Source organism: Amycolatopsis sp. NPDC004625, from assembly GCF_040609695.1.
In the GTDB taxonomy this organism is placed as follows: domain Bacteria; phylum Actinomycetota; class Actinomycetes; order Mycobacteriales; family Pseudonocardiaceae; genus Amycolatopsis.
On sequence record NZ_JBEXKX010000041.1, the window covers coordinates 16032 to 36189 of the forward strand.

At 70.3% G+C, this 20158-nt stretch carries 16 protein-coding genes; 5 read left to right on the plus strand and 11 right to left on the minus strand.

Annotated elements, in window-relative coordinates; translation table 11 throughout:
- Positions 1–70 precede the first annotated feature (70 nt).
- The 3 genes from ABZW17_RS35010 to ABZW17_RS35020 all read right to left on the minus strand — a co-directional run bounded on the left by ABZW17_RS35010 (position 71) and on the right by ABZW17_RS35020 (position 2915).
- The gene (locus ABZW17_RS35010) at positions 71–1237 is read right to left on the minus strand and encodes an epoxide hydrolase family protein (protein ID WP_354823704.1); all 1167 of its coding nucleotides are present in this window, start codon (positions 1235–1237) and stop codon (positions 71–73) included.
- Between the two features lie 12 nt (positions 1238–1249).
- A complete protein-coding gene (locus ABZW17_RS35015; RefSeq protein WP_354823706.1) occupies positions 1250–1861 on the minus strand; it encodes a TetR/AcrR family transcriptional regulator in 612 nt (203 codons plus the stop codon).
- 103 nt (positions 1862–1964) lie between these two features.
- Positions 1965–2915, minus strand: a complete 951-nt coding sequence (locus tag ABZW17_RS35020; protein WP_354823708.1) for an NADP-dependent oxidoreductase — start codon at positions 2913–2915, stop codon at positions 1965–1967.
- Positions 2916–3046: 131 nt separating this feature from the next.
- Between ABZW17_RS35020 and ABZW17_RS35025 the strand changes: the two genes are divergently transcribed.
- Positions 3047–4129, plus strand: coding sequence for a helix-turn-helix transcriptional regulator (locus ABZW17_RS35025; RefSeq protein WP_354823710.1), 1083 nt, complete (start codon positions 3047–3049; stop codon positions 4127–4129).
- On the opposite strand, the gene ABZW17_RS35030 is transcribed toward ABZW17_RS35025, so the two are convergent.
- A complete protein-coding gene (locus tag ABZW17_RS35030) occupies positions 4126–4500 on the minus strand; it encodes a hypothetical protein (protein WP_354823712.1) in 375 nt (124 codons plus the stop codon). The two genes, ABZW17_RS35025 and ABZW17_RS35030, sit on opposite strands and share 4 nt — an antisense overlap.
- Before the next feature lie 273 nt (positions 4501–4773).
- Between ABZW17_RS35030 and ABZW17_RS35035 the strand changes: the two genes are divergently transcribed.
- Positions 4774–5736, plus strand: coding sequence for an ArsR family transcriptional regulator (locus ABZW17_RS35035; RefSeq protein ID WP_354823714.1), 963 nt, complete (start codon positions 4774–4776; stop codon positions 5734–5736).
- A gap of 391 nt (positions 5737–6127) precedes the next feature.
- Here the strand turns inward: ABZW17_RS35035 and ABZW17_RS35040 are convergent, their stop codons facing one another.
- Both ABZW17_RS35040 and ABZW17_RS35045 read right to left on the minus strand, forming a co-directional pair.
- Entirely contained in the window at positions 6128–6817 is a 690-nt protein-coding gene (locus tag ABZW17_RS35040; protein ID WP_354823716.1) for a glycoside hydrolase family 75 protein, read from the minus strand.
- A 453-nt stretch (positions 6818–7270) separates the two neighbouring features.
- A complete protein-coding gene (locus ABZW17_RS35045) occupies positions 7271–11392 on the minus strand; it encodes a CHAT domain-containing protein (RefSeq protein WP_354823718.1) in 4122 nt (1373 codons plus the stop codon).
- A gap of 62 nt (positions 11393–11454) precedes the next feature.
- Here ABZW17_RS35045 and ABZW17_RS35050 point away from each other — a divergent pair, with 62 nt between their 5' ends.
- Positions 11455–12654, plus strand: coding sequence for an SEFIR domain-containing protein (locus ABZW17_RS35050; RefSeq protein ID WP_354823720.1), 1200 nt, complete (start codon positions 11455–11457; stop codon positions 12652–12654).
- Positions 12655–12792: 138 nt separating this feature from the next.
- On the opposite strand, the gene ABZW17_RS35055 is transcribed toward ABZW17_RS35050, so the two are convergent.
- From ABZW17_RS35055 to ABZW17_RS35065, 3 genes are all read right to left on the minus strand, one after another.
- Positions 12793–14049, minus strand: coding sequence for a S8/S53 family peptidase (locus tag ABZW17_RS35055; protein WP_354823722.1), 1257 nt, complete (start codon positions 14047–14049; stop codon positions 12793–12795).
- Between the two features lies 1 nt (position 14050).
- Complete coding sequence (locus ABZW17_RS35060; protein WP_354823724.1) at positions 14051–14776, minus strand: hypothetical protein; 726 nt, start codon at positions 14774–14776, stop codon at positions 14051–14053.
- A 260-nt stretch (positions 14777–15036) separates the two neighbouring features.
- Complete coding sequence (locus ABZW17_RS35065; RefSeq protein WP_354823726.1) at positions 15037–16284, minus strand: pentapeptide repeat-containing protein; 1248 nt, start codon at positions 16282–16284, stop codon at positions 15037–15039.
- 84 nt (positions 16285–16368) lie between these two features.
- Between ABZW17_RS35065 and ABZW17_RS35070 the strand changes: the two genes are divergently transcribed.
- The gene (locus ABZW17_RS35070; RefSeq protein ID WP_354823728.1) at positions 16369–17733 is read left to right on the plus strand and encodes a substrate-binding domain-containing protein; all 1365 of its coding nucleotides are present in this window, start codon (positions 16369–16371) and stop codon (positions 17731–17733) included.
- A 334-nt stretch (positions 17734–18067) separates the two neighbouring features.
- Complete coding sequence (locus tag ABZW17_RS35075) at positions 18068–18424, plus strand: VOC family protein (protein ID WP_354823730.1); 357 nt, start codon at positions 18068–18070, stop codon at positions 18422–18424.
- Between the two features lie 146 nt (positions 18425–18570).
- Here the strand turns inward: ABZW17_RS35075 and ABZW17_RS35080 are convergent, their stop codons facing one another.
- Positions 18571–19107 carry a cytochrome P450 gene (locus tag ABZW17_RS35080; protein WP_354823732.1) on the minus strand — a complete coding sequence of 179 codons (537 nt, stop codon included), beginning with the start codon at positions 19105–19107 and terminating at the stop codon, positions 18571–18573.
- A gap of 219 nt (positions 19108–19326) precedes the next feature.
- Positions 19327–19740, minus strand: coding sequence for a helix-turn-helix domain-containing protein (locus ABZW17_RS35085; protein ID WP_354823734.1), 414 nt, complete (start codon positions 19738–19740; stop codon positions 19327–19329).
- Positions 19741–20158: the final 418 nt, after the last annotated feature.

Consider the following 20158-nt stretch of genomic DNA (forward strand, 5'->3'; position numbering starts at 1 on the left):
CTTCCAGGACGGAGTAGAACGGTAGGGGTGCCCGACCCGGGAGGTCTCCTGGGGATCAGGGCGATAGGGCTCAGCGCAGGGTCGCGAAGGTAGCGCGGATACTGTCGATGAGGGCCTCGGGGTTCTCGAGCGCGGCGAAGTGACCGCCGGGGCCCTCGGCGAAGTGGACGAGGTCGGTGTAGCGGCGCTCGATCCAGCGCCGGGACTTGCGGACATGTTCGCCGGCGAGCTGGATGAACCCGGTCGGCACGGCGATCGGCGAGGCGGCCGTGACCGGCGCGGGTGCGCCGCCGTTGAGCATGTCCCAGTAGATCCGTGCGGATGACGCGCCGGCGTTGGGCAGCCAGTACATCATGATCGCGTCGAGCAGCTCGTCGTAGGTGAAGGACGCCGGTGCGTCACCGGGGGTGGCGCAGGTGTCCTGGAACATCGCGTAGATCCAGGCGGCGAGACCGACGGGTGAGTCGGCGAGGGAGTAGCCGATGGTCTGCGGGCGGGTGCCCTGTTCCTTGGCGTAGCCCGAGAGCTTGTCCCAGAAGTGGCCGGCACTCGCGAGCATGGCCTGCTCCTCGGGGGTCGCGTCGGCGATCTCGTCGGGATCGGGGCCGAACATGCCCATGCTGAGGTGAATACCGGCCAGCTGCGGGATGCCCTTCGCGGCGATGGTGTTGGTCACCGCGGTGCCCAGGTCACCGCCGTGCGCGCCCCAGCGGTCGTAGCCGAGCCGGTCCATCAGGGCGATCCAGGCCTCGGCGATCCGGGGGAAGCCCCAGCCGGTGGTGTCGGGCTGGGCGGAGAACCCGAAGCCCGGCAGGGACGGGATCACCAGGTCGAACGCCTGCCGTGGGTCGCCGCCGTGAGCGGCGGGGTCGGTGAGCGGCCCGACCGTCTTGGCGAAGTCGAGCACGGAGCTGGGCCAGCCGTGGGTCATCAGCAGCGGCAGCGCGTCGGACTCGGGTGAACGCACGTGCAGGAAGTGGATGTCCAGGCCGTCGATGGTGGTGCGGGAGGAGCCCATGCCGTTGAGCAGGGCCTCGGCTCGGCGCCAGTCGTAGGTCTCGGCCCAGTAACCGGTCAGCGCCCGGATCGCCCCGGTGGTGGGGCCCTGGCTGGTGTCGGTGACGGTCTCGATGCCCGGCCACCGGGTGAGGGCGAGCCGGGTGCGCAGGTCGTCGAGGTCGCCCTGCGGGACGTGGATCGGGAACTGCTCGATGTCGGTGGTGAGGGTGCTGTGCATGACGATTCTCTTTCAGATGCCGGCGTGGGGATTGGTGCGTGGGGCGAGGAGCGGGAGAAGGACCTCGTCGACGAGGTCCTGCTGCGCGGCCTCGTCGAGCGGCGCGCCGCGCAGCAGGGTGAGCAGGAGGACCCTGGCGATGGCCACGTCCAACGCCAGGACGACCCGTTCGGTCGCGGCAGCCTCGCCGCGGGCGCGCGCACGGGCGGAGATCATCTCGGCGTCGATGCGGCCGCGTCGGCCGATCTGGTCGGCGATGAACTCGCGCAGGGCCGGGTCGGAGCGGATGCCCTCGACCAGTCCCAGCAGCGCCGGCCCGCCCGCACCGGTCACGGCCCGGGTGATGCCGGCCACGGCGTCGAGGAGATCGCCACGCACCGTTCCGGTGTCCGGCGGCGCCGTGCCGGCGCCCTCGGCCGACCGCCGCAACGCCTCGGCGACCAGTTCGGCCTTGCCCGCCCAGCGCCGGTACATCGTGGCCTTCGACGACTTGGCGCGGGCCGCGATCGCATCGACGGTCACGCGCTCGTAGCCGATCTCGGTGACCAGCTCCGCCGCCGCCGCCAGAATGGCGTCCTCTCGCCCGGCTCCTCGAGACGACGGTGCAGGCCGCTCGGCGTCCATGGGCCCCTCCCTCCGGTCGATGTGAACGAAACGGTACCGTACACATCGAGACAGGTGGCATGTGGCCTCGGCCACTTGGTCGCCCGGATCGGCCACCCGTCGCTCAGCCGGAGACGGCGAGCACGTGTTTGCCCAGCACCCCGCCGCGTTCGAAGGACTCGTGCGCGGTGACGATGTCGGTCAGCGGGTACACGCGGTGTACCACCGGGCGAAGGGCGCCGGCGGTGACGTGGTCGGCCAGCTCGTCCAGCACAGCCGAACCGGGATTGGCGCTGAACGTGCGGATGCGCCGGGAGCCGTGGATGCTCGACGCCGCGATCGCGGCCAGGGCGGGAGCCGAGAGCCCGACGGTGACCATCCGGCCGCCCTTGGCCAGCCTGCTGCGGTAGCAGTGCAGCTCGGAGCCGACCGTGTCGACGATGACGTCGAACGGTCCGATCTCCTCCGAGGTGGTGGTGCCGTAGTCGAGGACCTCGTCGGCTCCCAGGTCACGCAGGACTTCGGCGTGGCGGTCGCGGGCCAGCGCGGTGACGTGGCCACCCATCGCGTGGGCCAGCTGCACCGCGGCGGTGCCCACGCCACCGGCTGCGCCCCGGACCAGGACCCGCTCGCCCTCGGTCAGCCGGACACTGTCGCGCAGCGCGATCAGCGCGGTGCTGCCCGCGACGACCAGGGATGCCGCCTCGACCGCCGAGACACCCACCGGTGCGAGACTGATGCGGTCGGCGGGAACCACGACGTACTCGGCTGCCCCGGCGACAGTGTGCCGTTTCCGGGGGTGCACCATGCCCCACACCCGGTCCCCGGCCTGGTAGCCCTCGAGGCCGGAACCGGTCGTGACGACGACACCGGCGAAGTCCAGGCCGACCCCGATCGGAAACTTCCGTCCCGACACCAGCTTCACCCCGCCGGCGCGGACGATCGTGTCATGTCCGTTGACGCTGGACGCCTCGACCGCCACCAGCACCTCGCCGGCACCGGGCGCAGGACGCTCGGTTTCGGTGACGCGCAGGACGTCCGGTGCTCCGAAGCTGGTGATCTGTGCGGCCTTCATGTGCTGTTTCCTTCCGCGATCGGTTGGTGTGCCACCGATCCTGGGGCCTGCCCGCGGGAACTCGGTCGTTCGCGTTGTCCTGGGTCTGCGGGACCCACCTTCGCCCCGCGCGTCCCGGGCATACTGGCCCGGTGACCGATGACCCTCGCCGCGCGCTGGCCGAGTTCCTGCGGATCCGGCGAACCCGGGTGCGGCCGCAGGACGTCGGCTTGGAGCCGGGTCCGCGGCGGCGTGTCGCCGGGCTGCGCCGCGAGGAGCTGGCCCTGCTGGCCGGGGTGAGCTCGGACTACTACCAGCGCATGGAGCAGGGCCGCGACGTGCGGCCTTCCGGCCAGGTCCTCAACGCGATCGCCGGCGCGCTGAACTTCTCCGCCGAGGAGACCCGGCACTTGCACGGCCTCGCCGCGGCCGCCCGCACCCCGGCCCGCCCCGCACGCGCGTACCCGCCGGAGGAAGTACCGGAAACCACGCTGCGGCTGCTGGCCTCGACGACCTCGCCCGCGCTGGTCGTCGGGCGCTTTCTGGACGTACTGGCCTGGAACCCGCTGGCCGGTGCGCTGCTGGGCGCGTTCACCGAGCTGCCGCGGGCCGAGCGGAACCTGCTGGCGATGTTGCTGCACCCCGAGGCCGACCGTGCCTGCCCGGAACGGTCGGGCACGGTCGCCGAGCTGACCGCCATGCTGCGGACGCAGGTCGCCACCGAGCCGGGGCACCCACGGGCGGTGGAGCTGGTGGATGAGCTGACGGTGCGCAGCGCGGAGTTCGCGGCGCTGTGGGCCCGCCACGACGTCGAGGACACGACACGCGGCCGGATGCGCGTCGAGCACCCGCTGGTCGGAGAGCTGAATCTGGACTGGGACGCCTACCCGATGCCGGGCGCGCCCGGGCCCGTGCTCATCGTCCACACCGCCGAGCCGGGCAGCGTGGACGACGAACGACTTCAGCTGCTGGCAGGCACGGTGGACGCTTCCGGCCACTCGGCGACCATGCGGTCGGCGGTCCACATCGGATCCGGATCGCCTGCGGCATCCGACGCACACATTCGACGGGGCGACGCGACGCCGAAGTCGTCCCGTCCAGGTGATGCTGCGGCCTCTGTGTCGACCGCGAACAACAACAGGGGTGGCGCTGGCACCGACGTCACCGACACCGCGCAAGGACAAGCCGCTATCGACGACGGCTGCCCACCTGACGAAGTGCGGCTGGAGTACTAGTAGGCGACGGAACAGAACCGAGTGTCGCCGGCCTCCGGCTGATCCACGCAGACCGCGGTCCGCACTCCGGAATCCAGGTACCAGCCGGAGTTGTAGCTGGCATAAGGGTCGAGGTAGGCGTCGTCGTGGTCGTGAAACTGCCCGTTCGACAGGTACGTGCGCATATTGACGTGACACTGGTGGCTCGTCGGGTTCGCGGAGGTATAGCGCACCCAGTCGTGGCCGCCGGAGTAGGTACTGCCGAGGAAAGCCAGGCAGCCTCTCGACTCTGCGGACCCCCGCAGCGTGTCGGCGTGTGCGGCGGTCGGAACGAGGGCGGACAAGGCGGCGACTCCGGCGATGGCGGCGGCCGCCCGAACAATCTTTTTCATGAGAGTCCTCCCGGGACTGTGAAGATGGATATCAGTGATGAGGTTTGCGGCTGGTTCCGACAATGCGGGCGGATCGATAGCCGAAGAACTCGAAGGCTGATGGGCTCGCGTCCGAGTATCACCATGCCCGACGGATCCACGCGGGTGCGAGCATTTCGGACCTGGCCGAACAGTCTTGACATGGACCACCTCAGCCGAAGGCCGCATGCCTCGAGGCTCTTTCGACTACACTCCGGAGTGCATCGTCGGGCTTGGGGGGCAGTCGTGCTACGAGTGCATCTGAACGCCGAGGACCTCAAGCGCGTCCGCTTCGCCAGCGGACCGGCGCCGATCCTCGAAACGGCGATGATCTTGCTCGAACTCCGGCGCCGACCGCGCCCGCTCGGCCGCGGTCTCCGTGACTGGCGACCGCGAGCACGCTCGGCTCTCGCCTCAGGCGGGCGGCCGCTCGTGCAGCTCGTGCCGGCCCAGCACCATGCGCTCTACCTCGACGTCCTGACCACCGATGCGGAACAGGCGTTTCAGCTCGTCCGCGACACCGCCACGTCGGTGCACGGCGAGAATCTGACGCGCATCGCGCAGTTGGGCGTCATCGACATCCCCACCTGGCTTCGCCGCTACGCCGACGGCGACGGCGGCGTACTGGATGCCCTCGACGACGCACTGCGCGCCTTCCACGCCACGTGCCTCGCTCCGTTGTGGCCCACGGTGACCGGCCGGTTCCACGACGACATCACCCACCGCGTGAACATCGTCGGGACGCACGGTCTCGCCGCCATGGTCGACACGCTCAGCCCCGACCTCCGTATGACGGGCTCGACACTCATCGCACGCTACCCGTGGGACCGCGATGTGCACCTTCACGGCCACGGACTGATCCTGATGCCTTCCGTGTTCTGGACCGGTCATCCCCGCATCACCTGGGACCCACAAGACCCGTCGCAGCACGTGCTCATCTACCCCGCCCGGATCAACGACCGCGACGCTGGATCGGTCCCGGGAAGAGGTGATGCGCTAGCAGGCCTGATCGGCGCAACCCGCGCGGCCGTGCTTCGCGCCCTCGCTCAACCGGCCACCACCAGCGGCCTCGCCGGTCACGTCGGCATCAGCGTCTCGTCCGCCTCCGAACACACCACCGCCCTGCGCAACGCTGGCCTGGTCACCAGCCACCGCCTCGGCCAAGCCGTTCATCACCACCTCACCCGCCTGGGATTCTCCGTCCTGATGCAGCAGTGAGTCGTGTTCACCAGCCGTCACGAGCCTGCGCACTCGGTGACACAGTCGGCGCAGTTCGGCGAAGACAAGCAGGTCCGCGTCCACGTCCACCCGGCACACGCGGAACCGGCAGGCGCCGCCGGAGGTGTCCAGCGCGGACGAGTCTTCTCCGGCTCTGCGGAAGCAGCGGTCGCGGGAAGAACAGGCGGTTTCGGCTATGAGGTGGCGGACCTCGCGCGGGGTTCGACTTCGCGTCCGGGCGGCCGAGCGAGCTTCACGATGTCGACGACGACGTTGGAAGTCGCCTTCTAAGCGGTGGAACTGACGGCCACGGTGAGCTGACTCGACCGCGACAGGGTCGCCGGATGGTGACACCGCCCGGCGGCCCTGTCGCGTGGATGCCTTGCCGGGACTAGATACCCATGCTGGCGCCGAGGCTGTCCAGTGCCTTTTGGACCAGGGCCTGGGCATTGGCGTTCAGGTTCGAGTTCGTGCCGTTCACGACCCAGGACGAGCCCGAGAAGATCACCACGGTCACGCCGTTGTCGACGCCGCCGGTGGTGCCGCTGCTGGGGATGCCGAGCAGCGAGGCCGACTTCACCGACGCCTCACCGAGTTCGCGGGAGTCGTTGTCCGAAGTGGTCTGGTCGTTCCCGGTCTGCGTGTCGCCGAAGATCGCGCCGATGCACTTGCTCTTGTAGAACATCAGGGCGAACTGACGGCCCTTGATGTTGTGTTCCTTGTAGAAGAAGTGCGGGCAGGGGGACTTGCGGTCGTAGCAGTCGTCACCCAGCACGTAGAACGGCACGTGGTGCGCGGCCAGCTGCTTGCCGTTGCTGTCCTGGAAGGTCGTCTGGCCCTGGTGGTCGGGATCGGGGTCGGGGTCGCTGCCGTCGTCGTCGACGGCCAGACTGGAACTGTAGGCGTAGACGCCCGTCGCCACCTGGAAGACGTTGACGTTCTTGGCCCGCGTCATGGTGTTGATGTGCGGCTTGGAGTTGACCTGGTGCGCGGTCGTGCTGTTCTTCTTGACGCCGGCCAGCACCTGGGCGGCCGTGTACGTCTTGTCGGCCGACGGGGCGGCCTGGGCATCGGTGTTCATCGTGGCGGCGTCGGCGGACTTGAGAGCGAATGGCGTGACGAGCGCCAGAGCCGCAGCGGCTGCGACAGTGAAGCGCGTACGGGATGTCATGGCTGGGGCCTTCCATCGATCGCTGGGACACCGGGCTTCGTTAGGAATACTTCCTAACTCAGGGAACCACCTGAGACGCCATCGCGTAACACTTTTACGAAAATTTTAATCAGATGTCCCGGTCTCCGGGGCAGACGACCGAGTTCGCAAGCGGTCGAGCAACGGGACGCGGCCACGGTGGGAGCGGCGAACGGTGGGTGATACGCGGCGCCGAGGGTGAGGGAGCAGGAAGCGTGGTCGAGACCGCGGCGGCCAAGCTGGCCTCGGTCATCCGCCCCGGTGCGCCGAGCGGCAACCTGCCTGTGCGCGACGACCGCGCGTACGCTGAGCGCCTCTGCTCTCCGGTCACGGTGAGCGCTGCTGTTAGGGGCCGCTGTGGATGAAGGGTGCCCACAACATCGGTGCTTCGGGGACGAGTGCGCGAAGTCTGCGGACGGCGTGGTGCAAGGCCCTGGCCGCCTCGTCCGCATCCGGAACTCCGTTGTCCAGCAAGGCTGCATACACGCCGTCGGCGACCTCGGTGGCGCGGTCGTCCGCGACTGTCCACAGTGTCGCGATCACGTGCCGGTAGCCCGCCACCTGGAACGCGCCCGACAGGTGCAGCGCTTCGTCCAGCAGCCTGGTTCCACCGGTCGAGGTCTCGCAGGCCGAGAGGTAGGCGAGGTGGGCGCCGGGGAAGGAACGGGCGGCGATCTCCGCCACCGTCAGCGGCCGGTCGTGCATGTACAGGGCGCTGGTCGTGGGGTCGGTGGGGTGCTGGCTGCCGTGGCAGACCAGGTGCGCCCAGCTGTGGTCGGCGAGCGCGGCGAGGACCGCGTCGGCGGTCGCGGCGGGCCCGGCCAGGTCCACACCGTCCGGAAGGTGGTGACGCACCCGGCGGGCCTCCGCACCGGCCTGGGGGAGTTCGGGCAAACCACCATTCGCTTCGGGCTGGGTCACCACCAGCGCCGTGGCTGCGCCGGAACTCGTGGTCGCCCGGCTTCGGCGCATCGTCTCGATGGTCGGCAGGTAGGACGAGACGACCCGGTCGAGCGCGTCGCCCGCGGCGTGCAGGGGCAACATCGTCAGCGGCCCGGTGGGACACCACCACACTCGCGGTAGCTTCCCGCCGGAAACCTCGGGCTCGATCGCGTCCAGGATCGGGCCGACGACGTCCTGGTGCAGCCACTTCAGCGCGTCCGCCAGAGCCCGGTGCGCGGCACGGGTCGTGGTGAAGGCCGGGTTCTCGGCGGCGGCCTGCCGGGTGCGCAGCACCTGGTTCACCGCATCGACCGACCGGGCGAGCGCGTCGTCACCGAGTTCCACCACGATCGGCTCGGTATCGGTGACCACGATCGCGGCGGACCGGTGGCCGGTGAGGTTGATCATCACCACCGGCCCGGCCGTGGCCTCCGCGGCGAGCTCGTCGTACGGCGTGGCGGTCAGGAAGTTCTGCAGGCCGTCGATCGCGCGGATCCGCTCGAGCACGTGGTCCCACTCCTCGGCGAGGCGACGCCGTGCCGAGGCGGCCAGTTCACGATCGAGCGATGTCCAGGTGTCCGAGCCGGGGTGGGGGCGGGTGTCGAGCGCGGAACGGAGCTCACCGAGCCGGTCCACGAGCTCCGGTGCCAGCTCCCGGGCGGCGGTCAGGTCCGCCCGGGTCTGGGTGATCTGGCTCCAGGTGATCGATCTGCCTTGTTCGAGCAGTTCGACCGCTCGGCGCGGGTCGCGGGCGCGCAGTGCCCACGCACAGGCCTCGCTCGCCAGACCGGCCCAGCGCCACAGCTGTCCCTCACGCGCCGAGGTGTCCAGGCCGCGCCAGGCCAGTGCCGGCAGCAACGACACCGCGGTCGCGAAGCCGTCGGCCGCGTCGGACTCGTTCTCGTCCGCCGCCGCGGCGTCTCCCCACGCCCAGGCCGCCGCCAAGCGCACCTCGGCCGGTCCGGTCTCGCTGCGGGCCGCCTGCCGCCACTCGTCCGGTACGCCCGCGGACGGATCGGCCGCGCGGCGGGCGTGGCCTGCGACGAGCAGGTAGCCCGCGTGGTCGGCGTCCGCGGCCGGGGTCAGGCGGACCGCCTGACCGGTCACTGCCACGGCGCGGACCAGATCGCCCGGGCCGGCCCGGGCGACGAGGGCGTTGCCCAGGTTCGCGAGGTGCCGGCCGAGATCGGCGTGGTCGGGCGGCGTGGCCCCGACGCTCTCGTCGGCGGCAGAGATCGCCGCTTCGAGCCGTTCAGGAACGGGATCGTGCTCGAAGGCACTCATCAGCACCGCGGAGAAGTTCGACAGGAACTGCGCGCGTTCGACGTCCGACGCCGCGTTGGCCACCGCACGCTCGGCGGCGTCCAGCGCTGCCGTGAGGTCGTCGGGATCCCCGGCGATCTCGAACCGGCTGCGCAGCGTGTTGCCGAGGTTGCTCAGGTACCCGCCGCGCGCGGTGTGCCCCGGCGGAATCGCCTCGACGGCTTCTCGCGAGATCTCCACCGCGTCGTCGAGGTCTTCGGCGTCGTGCGTGCGGCGGTGCCGTGCACGCAGCGACGTGCCGAGGTTGGTGAGGTAGGCGGGACGGTCCTGGTGCTCGACGGGCACGTCGGCGACCGCCCGCCGGGCCAGGGCCACCGCCTCGTCGACGTCGGCCAGCCTGCCGGCGCGGTCGAAGCGCCTGCTCAGGACCAGTCCCAGGTTGTTGAGCAGACCGGGATGGTCGGCGTGGTCTTCGGGGAGCTGGGTGAGAGCCTCGCGAGAGCGGGCCACCGCGTCGTCGAGGTCCTGGGTGCTGCCGGTGCGCTCGGCGCGAGCAGCCAGCGCGGACGCGAGATTCACCAGGTAGCCCGACCGGCCCGGCCGCCCGTCCGGCAGTGACGCCACCGCTGCCTCGCCCGCGGAGACGGCCTCGTCGAAGTCGGCCAGGTCTTCGGTGGCGGCGGCGCGGATGCGCAACGTGTAGGCCAGGTTCGACAGCAGCCGTCCTCGGTCGGGGTGATCCTCGCGGACCGCGCGGCGGGCGCGCTCCACCGCGTCGTCGAGGTCGCGGCGATCACCGCGGTTGACGTAGCGCGTCACCAGGGCCGTCGCGAGGTCGGACTCCCAGGTCGCCCGGTCGTGGTGGTCCTCGGCTCCGGTCGCGTGCGCCTCCTCGCCCGCGGCGATGGCGGCATCCAGGTCGGCCGGGTTTCCCGCTCGCTCGAACCGGCTGGTCAGCGCGATCGCGTGGTTGAGCAGCAGGGAAACCCGTTGCGGACCGCCCGTCGCCGCTCGCATCGCTTCCCCGGAGGTCGCGACCGCGGCGTCGAAGTCCTCGATGCTCCCCGTTCGCGTGGCGCGGGTGCGCAGCAGCGCCCCCAGGTTCGTCAGCAGGGCCGGGCGATCGCTGTATCCGGGCGGAGCGGTTTCCACGGCCTCGCGGGCTGCGTCGACGCCCGCCGTGAGGTCGTCGAGCGAGCCCGTCAGCAAGGAGCGCTCGCGCAGCGCGGTACCGAGGTTGCTCAGGTAGCCGAGCCGGGCCGGCCGGCTCGTCGGCGTACCGCGAACGGCGGCTGTGTTGGCCTCGACCGCGGTGTCCAGGTCGGCGGGATCGCGGAGGCGTTCATAGCGGATGAAGCAGCAGTTGGCGAGTGTGCTGAGGTGTGAGGGACGTTCGGGGTCGCCGGGCGCGGAAGCGGCCACGCACCGCTCGGCCAGCGTGACGGCCTCGTCGATGTCGGCGCGGTCGTTCGTGTGCTGGAAACGGGTCTGCACCGCCAGCGCCACCCCGGTCAGGTACGAGTGGACGTCCGGATGATCCGGTGGTAGCGCTTCGACCGCGCTGCGGGCCGCACGCACCGCCGCGTCGAGGTCAGCACGGTCGCCGAGGCGCTCGAACCGGGTGCGCAGGGCGGCGGCGAGGTTGTTGGCCGTCGCGGCAGACGCCTCGGGAGAACCGGCGGGGTGTGCGGCCGCCCGCCGGCCGAAGCCGATTGCGGCGTCCAGATCCGCGGGGTCCCCGGCGATCCCGAAGCGAGCCAGGTGCGCTCCCGCGGAGTTCGAGAGGAACAGGCCTGCTCCCGGTGCGTCCGGGGGCGCCGACGCGACGGCCATGCCCAACATGGCCAGCGCGAGGTCGAGCAGTTCGGGATCACCGTTCGCCTCGTACATTTCGTAGAACTCCGCCCCGCTGCCGTTGTAGGCGGAACCGGGAATGTGGCCCGGCTTCTCCAGCTGTTCTCGTAGCTGTCCGGGGACCAGTTCGGGATCGACCTCCAGCAGGGAGGTGAACAGCTCGAGCGCATACGCCCGGTCCGACAGGTCGGCGCCCTCGGGCAGGGCGAGGAAGCGACACCAGTGGAAACGGGCCAGCACGAACGCGGCAGCGGTGGTCAGATCGCCCGTATCGACCTGCTCCCAGACGCGCGCGAGCAGGTCCGCGGCCGTGTCGTCGAGGACGAGGGCAGCGTCCTGTTCTTGCCCGTAGGCCACCACCCGGCGGTCGAGCTCGGTGAGCATGGCGTCCATTCCGGGGTCGTCCACCTCGTCCTCCGATCGCCGGCACCACGGGCTCGTTATCCTTGCATCACGAGAGGAGGCGCGGCGTGCGCGCAGAACCCCCGGATCCGGTCGGGCTGCTGCTCGTCAGTGGCTCTCCCCGGCACCTCTCCCACGCCCCGGCCGCCATCGAGGTCGGTGCCGTCCGGCTCGGTGGGTGGCAGGTACACCGGATCGTCCCTGCTCCCACCGGGTTCCCGGGCCGTTCGGCCCACCTGGTGCAGATCAACTTCGACCTGTGGCTGGCCCCGGACGTTCCCGTACCGCCATGGCTCGAAGTCGGCTTCGCCTTCGGAGGCAGCGGCGCGAACCCCACGACCGTGGTCGACGCGATACCGCGCACCTCCGGCGTCGCCACGCCGGACTCGACCTACGCTGTGGACCGGCACCTTTCCTTCGTCGCGGCGTCGCGGCCGGGCGGCCACGACGTGCACCTTCCCGGGCTTCTCTCACCCGTCCGGGTCTTCGGACGAGGACGCGGGGAGATCCGCTGGCACTTCGCCGATCCGGAGCCGGGCTCGTACTCGACGTGGATCACCGTCCTCACCGCGGCGGCGGCCACCGAGGTCGAGGTCACCGCATCGGCCCGCTACGACCTCGCGCCCGCGGACACCATGGGCGGCGCGCCGGCGACCGTTCCCCGGACGTTCCGGCTCGATCTCGGAGCCGGTGCTCCGGAGATCGCCGCGGCCCCACCGGTGCGGGCACGGTCGATCGAGCCGGGTGATCCTCCGCGCGTGTTCGTCTCCTACGCCCACGAGGACAGCGGGCACATCGCCAAGGTCGTCGCCCTCGCCGAGTTCCTCGTGTCCTGTGGCTTGGACGTGCACATGGACCGCTGGGACCTCGAAATCGCGCGGGACTGGTACGTGTGGGCGCTGCGCCAGCTCAAGGCGGCCGACTACGTCCTCGTCGTCGCTTCCCCGGCGTGTAAAGCCGTCGGTGACGGCGACGTGGACGACACCCGAAACCGGGGGCTCCAGTCGGAGATGTCGGTGCTGCGCGAGCTCGTCCACACCGAACGGACCCGCAGCACCCAGCGGATCCTCAGGGTGGTCCTGCCCGGCCGGAGCCCGGACGAGATTCCGGCTTTCCTGCAACCGCACACGGTCGACCACTTCAAGGTCGACGACTTCACCACCGACGGCGCCGAGGATCTGCTGCGCATCCTCACCGGGCAGCCGTCTTACGTGCGGCCGGAGCGCCCCGAGAGCGTGATCACCCTGCCGCCCCGGTCGAACGGCTGATCGTGCGCCGAACCGGCGAGCACCTGGCCTCTTCGGCCGACGTTCGGATCGCCTTGGCGGGTCGCTCAGGAGGTCCGCTCCCTGGAAGACGCTACTGGGTAGGGGCATTCTCTGACTCGGGGTCACAGCGACGTTCGTTCAGACGATCCGAATGACGCCTCGGCCGTGGTACTCCGGATCGAACCCGGCGAACGCGGTGCGTGACGTTTGGTTCAGGATCTCGACGGCTTGTCCGGCGGGCACGTTGTGGAGCGACATGATGGTGGCCAGCGTGCCGGTCGCGTAGGCGGCGGCGAACGAGGTGCCGTGGTAGCGCCAGTCGTCCGACTCGGCGACCGCCTCGTCAGCGTCCCCGCCACGGTCGCCGCCTGGTGCTGCGAAAAGGAGTGGATGGCGGCCGGTGTGATCGAAATTGGTGACGTAGCTGTGCTGCAGGGAGCTGTTGACGGCGCTGACGGCGACGGTCGAGGCGAACCGGGACGGGAAAGCCAGTTGCCCGATCCCCTGGTTGCCGGCGGCGGCGACCACGACGATTCGACCCGGTGAGCCGGCTGCGTGCTGGACCACCAGTTCGAAACCGGGCGTGCGCACCTCGCGGGGTAGGTCACCGCAGGTCGGGCACTTGGTCGTGTTGATCCCGAACCGCATGCTGAGGTTGATGATGTCGGCGCCGGCTTCGATGGCCTCCTTGACTGCTCTGAACAAAGCCCATTCGGTGGCGACCGCGTTGTTGTCGACGCCGTCGCCGCCGATGATGCGCAGGGGAAGCAGCGTGGCTTCGGGGCAGACCTCGTTGATCAGCTTGGCCACCAGAGTGCCGTGGGTGGTGGCGGCGTCGGGCTGTCCGAGGCTGGTGTCGGACGAATCGGCCAGATTCACCGCTGGGGGCACCGAGCCGTGGAAAGGGTCTTCCGGGCAGAGCCGGACGTCGAGGCCCCCGTCGATGATCGCCACCGTGGGGCGCACCTCGCTTGCTCGCGGATTCGGGTGGCCGATTTGGTAGAGGTAGTGGAAATGCGTCGGAGTCAGCCGGAACGGCTGTGCCGAGCCGAAGCCGGCGTTGCCGTGGCAGGGGCGGAGGAAGTGCATCGGCTGAGCGAACACACGCTGCCGCGGGTCGAGCAGGGACTTCGGATGGTAGCGCTGAGCAAGACGAACTGTCGCCTCGAAGGTGAGACGGTTGATGTCGTCTACTGCTGCCTGTTCGCCGCCGGGAAGCGTTGCCACCCGGCGGAACGCCATCGGTAGCTCGTCTCCCATCGGCATGATGATTTCATCCCGTTCAAGCAACGAACGGCCGACCCGCGCCGACTCGAGGATCTCTTCGAAGATCATCCTGCCTGGGCCGTCGACGGGATAGCCGACCATGATCTCGCCCGGGACGAAGTCGCACATTTCAGGTGTCCATGTCCGGCAGCGGGACGTCCTCGAACGCCTCGTTCGGCACCGCTGTCCCGCCGGACAGTTCCGCCTGCGTCCTGCCCAAGAACGTCTTCCTGACCCGTAATGTCCGGTAGAGAGGTGTGCCTTTCTCGCCGAAGGCCGCCATCCCGATCCGCTTGCGGTGGCGCACGGCAAGGTCGATGCCGGCCTTGGCCAGGTCGCCGAGTAGGAGGCCGCCCGGTTGGGCGCTGACGCCGAACTCGATCGCCGCATTCCGTTCACCGGATACCAGTACGGTCACCCCGTCGGCGGAGACCGTCTCCACCACGACGATCCAGTCCTGCTCCCAGCCGTCGTCCAGCAAGGCGAGGATCTGTCGCTTGAGCATCGTGATGTCACGGACCTGCCGGTACGTGGGCCGGTCGAGGATGATGAGGGCACTGCCGGCGTGGCTGAACGTGATCTTCGCCCGCGCCTCGGCGGCTTGGGCGCCGGCAGCGGCCTTGACGCCGAATTGGACGTCGACGTGCTGCGAGGACATGTCGTATAACGCACTTTGCCTGCTGCTGATCGCCGGCTTGGGGAGCTGGGGAATCTTGCCCAGATCCGTCACTCGCACAAAGGCGCCGGCGCTGTTGACGATTCCGATGTCTCCGACTTCGATCGGGCGGCTGACCGGCCACGAGCCCCAGTAGGACGTAAGTTTGCGGGCGAGTGCCGGATAGTCCTTCGGTTTCATGGGGGTACCGCCTTTACAGCTCCCTGACTATGTCGCTGTCCGGCGGATGCGTGTTTCACTGGTCAAGGACAAGCGTGACATCGCATCTGGTTGATTAGTATTCGGCAACTGGTTGCGTGGGGCTTTTCAAACAGGGACCCTTGCAAGGGCACCGTTCGCCAGAGGGTGCTGACTTCTGGTCGCGTCACGATCGGGAGGGCCGCCGCCGGCCTGCCTGCGTCGGTGGCTCGGCATTTGCTTGGTCGTGTGCTGGGGCGTCTTCACGGCGCCGTGCCCGACACGGCGGCGGAGAGGTCGGTTCCGGTGTCCGTGGCGATGAACTCCGCCTGGCCGCCGAAGAACGCGCCGCGGAACGTGGCGAAGGGCCAGCTCACCCGGTTGAACCGGGCGTCGCCCAGGAACCGCGCGCGCTGGAAGGAGACCTTCTGCGCGAACGATGCCCCGCTGAACACGACGTCGCCGGTGAAGTGGACTTCCTCGAACCGGGCCGCGCCGTCGAAGCGGGCCGAGTCGAACGTCGTGGCGCCCGTGAACCGCGCGCCGGTGAACGACACTTCGGCGAACCGCGCGAGGAAGAACGTCGAGTCCCCCTCGAACCGGGTTCCCGTGAACCGCGCCGACCGGACCCGGCAGCGCCGGAAGTCGAAGTCGGTCAGGGCCGCCCCGGCGAGGTCGAGGTCGGTGTCCGGCCAGAACCTCGGGTCGGTGGGGCGCTCACGGGTGTCGGCGACCGGCCGGAGGTGGTTGGTCAGCACCTCCTGCGCGGCGAGCCGGACCTGCTTGTCCTTGCGCGGGCTCGGTGGCCTGGTCTCCGCCCGCCCGGCGCGGACGCCGAGCGTGCGTCCGGCGGCCGGCGCGGCCGAACTGAGGTAGGCGCAGATCAGGTTGACCACGGCGGGGCGGTGCGCGGCGTAGTCCTGGGCCAGCCGTTCCAGCGCGTAGAGCCCGGCGAGCCGGACGACGGCGTCCTGGTCGGTGCTGAACTGGTCGGCGGCCTTCGCGTACATCTCGGAGACGCGCCGCTCGGTCGTGTCGACCTCGGTGTGCGCCTGCGACCGCTCGCTGAGCCACTGGCGGCGCGCGGTGAACAACAGCGCGATGGCCGCGCCGGTCCCGGCGCCGATGGCCAGGCCGGTCTTGATCGCTTCCAGCCGGGCCGGGCCGTCGTTCGGCGCCGCGACGCCCAGCAGCCAGCTCACGCCCGCCCAGGTCGCGGTGACGACGGCGGCGAACGCCGCCGCCACGGCCCACCAGCGGATCGGCCGCAACGGCGGCCGGGCCGGGACGTCGATGGCCCGCCGGGTCGCCGCGCGCAGGCCCGCGACCAGGCAGGCCAGCGCGAAGGCGACCAGTGCGGTCACCGGGCCCCACTCGCGCAGGAGGCCGAGCAGGTCGTTCTCGTGCAGGCCGCCGGTGAGCGCGAGGCCGAGCAGGGTGAGCAGGGCGGCCCCGGCGAGGAGCAGGGCGGCACCTTCGAGCCGGCCGGCCGCCGGTCTCCGTGGTCTCATCCGGTGTGCTCCCTTCCCCGGTGCCCCAGGCACTTTAGCCGCCGGCTGCGTTAGGCTGCGCCAGCCGCCGAGGGGAGGATGCCGATGGTGATCGCGCTCGTGCTCGCGATCGCGGCGTCCGCGCTGGTCCTCGGGGTCGACACCCTTGTCGTGCGGCGCCGCCGGATCGGCTACCGCGTGCTGATGGACGGCGAGCTGACCACAAAACCCGGCGTCGACGTGCTGCTGAAACAGCCGCTGAGCCGCGACGGCGAGGTGATCGCCGACCCGACGGTCGCCCTCGTGCGCGTCCGCAACATCGGCGCCTTCGATCTCGACGAAAGCGACCTGGACGACCTGACGATCGCCTTCCCCGGCCGCCGCACGCTGCGGGTGGAAGTCTCCCGGGCGCCGGGCGGGGTTCGCGAAGCCTTGGCCGACGGCCTGCAGGCCGGCGACGACACGCTGGCGGTACCGCCGATCCGGCTGCGCCGGCACGAAGGCTTCGACCTGCTCGCGCTGCTTTCCGGCAACGCGCGCGGCGTCCAGGTGTCGGGCCGGGTGCGCGGCGGCCGGGTCGTCGAGGACCGGCGGCGTCCGCCGCGGGCCGCGATCGCCGCGACGGTCGTGCTGTGCCTCGCCCTCGGCGGGCTCGTCGCCACGACCCTGCCCCTCGGACGCGACACCTCCTGCGCCGGCCGGGTCAAGGTCTTGACCACGTCGCTGGCCGAACCGGTCCTCCGCCAGGCGGCCGCCGACTACCGGCGCGTGTGCGACGGCGCCGCGGTGGACGTCGTCATCAGCCAGGACTCGGTGGCGACGTTGCTGGCCAACGGGCAGTCCGGCGACACGATCGCGGTCGGCACCGGAACCTCGGCGGACCCCCGGCTGGTGCGCACACCGTATTCCGTCGTCCTGTTCGGAGCCGTGGTGAACCCGGCGACCGGCGTGCCGGGCCTGACGCGCGACCAGATCCGGTGGATCTACGCCGGCGCGGTGACGAACTGGAACCAGGTCGGCGGTCCGGACCTGCCGATCGTCGTGATCGGCCGGGACGCATCTTCGGCCACCCGCCGCACGTTCGAAAGCAAGGTCCTCGGCAAGGCCGAACCGGCGCCCACTTCGAACGACTGTGTCACCAGGACCCAGCCGGGCGGCTCGTTGAGGTGTGAGGCCGGTTCGAGCGCGGAGCTGCTTGCCCGGGTGGCGGCAATCCGGGGCGCGATCGGGTACGCGGACGTCGGGGCGATCGAGAAGTCGGGTGCACGCCCGATCGCCATCGAGGGCAACACCCCGGACATCGCGACCGTACGGGGCGGTGGATATCCGTTCTGGGACGTGCTGTCGACGTACACCTTCGGGCCGGCGGCGCCGGATTCACCGGTGGGCGCGTTCCTCCGCTACCTGCGCATCACGCCCGCTGCGGCGACTGCGGCAGGGTTCGTGCCGTGCACCGGACCGCCCTGCTGACCCGCCGACCCGGCCGGGCCGCTCGCTGTCCATAGTGGATCACCTGGCGGTTTCCGTTCCGACCTGCGGTTGGTCCGTCGGGCCGCCGCCGCCAGCCACTTGAGCACCCAAGCTCTCGTTTCGACGGAGGCGCTGGCCAGCTCGCGGCGAAAGCCGCGCCGGGCCGGGTGGTCGACGAGCTGTTCACGCTGACCCACGTGTCTTTGGTGCGCCTGGACCGGGCGGTACGCGCTTTGCGGGCGGAGCTGAGGTTCGCGGACATCCCCGAAGCCCCGCCGTCAGGCCAAGCCGGCGCGCCGGTCCGGCACCCGGCCGGTTGTGCCAGAATGACGCCGTGCCGCCGAAGATCGCGCGCGTGGAACCCGTGCTGAACGTCCGAGACGTGGCAGCCGCGACGGGTTTCTACGCACGGCTCGGGTTCGTGGAGCGGTTCCGCGATGCCCCGGACGCTCCCCGGTTCGTTGTCCTCCGTCGCGACGACGCTGTTCTCGTGCTGCAGTGGCATGACTTCGCCGGGATCGCCGGGGATCGACCCACGGTGCGTTTCCCCGTGGACGATGTCGACGGTTTGTCGGACGAGTTCGGGCCCCTGCCCGACCGAACCGAGGTGTCCGACACGCCTTGGGGCACCCGCGAATTCCACGTGCGCGACGCCGACGGCAACGGATTGCAGTTCTATCGCGACTTGTGACAATGCCCGACCGAGGCGCGATGGACAATCGCCGCCGAAGGCGTTGCCGGGTCAGGGAATTCGCGCGCCACGCATGGAGATTTCGCCCCTCGTACTCGAGTTTGCGGCTGTTGGTCGCGAGTACGTCCTGGTCGGCAAATCGTCGATCAGCCGGGGGACGGCGAGCACGTCCAGTGCGGTGTCCGGCGTCGGCTCAGCCCGTCGCCGGGGTGAACCGCCAGCGTGAGGTCGGCGCAGCGGTCGAGCAGGGTCCGCAGGGCTACGGCGGCCTCCATACGAGCCAAGGGTGCGCCGAGGCAGTAGTGGATGCCGTGGCCGAAGCCGAGGTGCGCGGACGTGGCGCGGGTGGTGTCGAAGCGATCGGGGGCGGGAAAGCGGGCGGGGTCGCGGTCGGCGGCCGCGATCGCGAGGAGCACCACCTCGCCGCCGCCGGGGATCGTCACGTCGCCGACAGTGATCTCGTCGGTGGTGAACCGGCTGATGGCCAGCTCGATCGCACCGTCGTAGCGCACCATTTCCTCGATCGCCGCCGGGAGCCGGGCCGGGTCGGCGCGCAACGCGGCGAGCTGGTCCGGGTCACGAGCCAGGCGGGCATGGTGTTGAGCCTCGGCCGCGTCGGGCCGGCCCATCGCCATGGCCAAAATCAGGGCACTGCGCCCGGAACCGCCGTGGTTCAGCCGCACCAGATGGGCCTCGTACGGGAACAGAAGGTCGTACAGCAGGTCCGCATGCGGCCGGCCGCCGAGGAGATGGCAGCTCGCGCCACCCCGACACGGCCACGACTGGCGTCGTGCGATTCCACGCGCTTGAAATCGTCGCTTGCGAGCCCGGGCTGTGTCATGAGGGTGTTCAGGAGTCCAGTCGTTCGCAAGGCATCGCGTCCGCGACCGCTTGCGTGGCGGTCATGGTCCGGCTGTTGCGGCACGCTCGCGATTGGCGCGGATCTCGTCGTGGTGGTCGGCGGCCCAGCCGATCAGCGAGGTGACGATCTCGTGCAGGCCGTGGCCCAGCGGGGCGAGGGTGTACTCGACGCGCGGAGGGACTTCGGCGTAGGCGGTGCGGGTGATCAGGCCGTCCTGCCGGAGCTGGCGGAGGGTGAGGCTGAGCATGCGCTGGGAAATGCCGGGGACCTGCCGTTGCAGGTCGGTGTAGCGCAGCGGTCCGGACTTCAGAACCGCGATGACCAGCAGGCTCCACTTGTCGCCGACGCGGTCGAGGGTCTGGCGGATGAAGTCCATGTGCTCGGCGGGGATGGCCGCGCACGGGCCGATCGCCGCCGCTCGTGCCGTCACCTCTGCTTCGCTGGCCGTCTCCATGACGCACATTCCTCTCCGGTACGCACACCGGTGTGCCTTTTGTATCGCCTTCCATGCTGGTCCATCATGGCGTTACGCACAAGTTGTAAGAATTGGAGGTGCGTGATGAAGGTGGACACCTGGTCCGAGGTGACCTGCCCCCGGTGCGGCCTGGGGAAACACCGGGTGGCCAAGGCCGTCGAGCGGTTCGAGCACGCGGACGAGGTGGAATTGATCCACCACTCGTTCCCGCTCGGCAGCAGCTTCCCCGAGGGCGGCACCTTCTCCGTCCGCGAGGCTTGGGACGCGAGCCGGTCTTCTCACTGGACGACCTCCCGGTTCTCTCCGACGAGCTCGGCCTGGACCGCGAGTAGGCCCACCAGGCCCTCACCGACCGCCGCTACCGCCGGCAGGTCCGCGACGGCGCGGCCTTGAACTG

Coding starts and splice junctions, on each gene's coding strand:
- ABZW17_RS35040 (WP_354823716.1), bottom strand. CDS start 6,817: ATGAACACCGATGCCCAGGCCGCCCCGTCGGCCGACAAGACGTACACG.
- ABZW17_RS35030 (WP_354823712.1), bottom strand. CDS start 4,500: ATGAAAAAGATTGTTCGGGCGGCCGCCGCCATCGCCGGAGTCGCCGCC.
- ABZW17_RS35085 (WP_354823734.1), bottom strand. CDS start 19,740: ATGGAGACGGCCAGCGAAGCAGAGGTGACGGCACGAGCGGCGGCGATC.
- ABZW17_RS35065 (WP_354823726.1), bottom strand. CDS start 16,284: ATGAGACCACGGAGACCGGCGGCCGGCCGGCTCGAAGGTGCCGCCCTG.
- ABZW17_RS35070 (WP_354823728.1), top strand. CDS start 16,369: ATGGTGATCGCGCTCGTGCTCGCGATCGCGGCGTCCGCGCTGGTCCTC.
- ABZW17_RS35015 (WP_354823706.1), bottom strand. CDS start 1,861: ATGGACGCCGAGCGGCCTGCACCGTCGTCTCGAGGAGCCGGGCGAGAG.
- ABZW17_RS35055 (WP_354823722.1), bottom strand. CDS start 14,049: ATGTGCGACTTCGTCCCGGGCGAGATCATGGTCGGCTATCCCGTCGAC.
- ABZW17_RS35010 (WP_354823704.1), bottom strand. CDS start 1,237: ATGCACAGCACCCTCACCACCGACATCGAGCAGTTCCCGATCCACGTC.
- ABZW17_RS35060 (WP_354823724.1), bottom strand. CDS start 14,776: ATGAAACCGAAGGACTATCCGGCACTCGCCCGCAAACTTACGTCCTAC.
- ABZW17_RS35020 (WP_354823708.1), bottom strand. CDS start 2,915: ATGAAGGCCGCACAGATCACCAGCTTCGGAGCACCGGACGTCCTGCGC.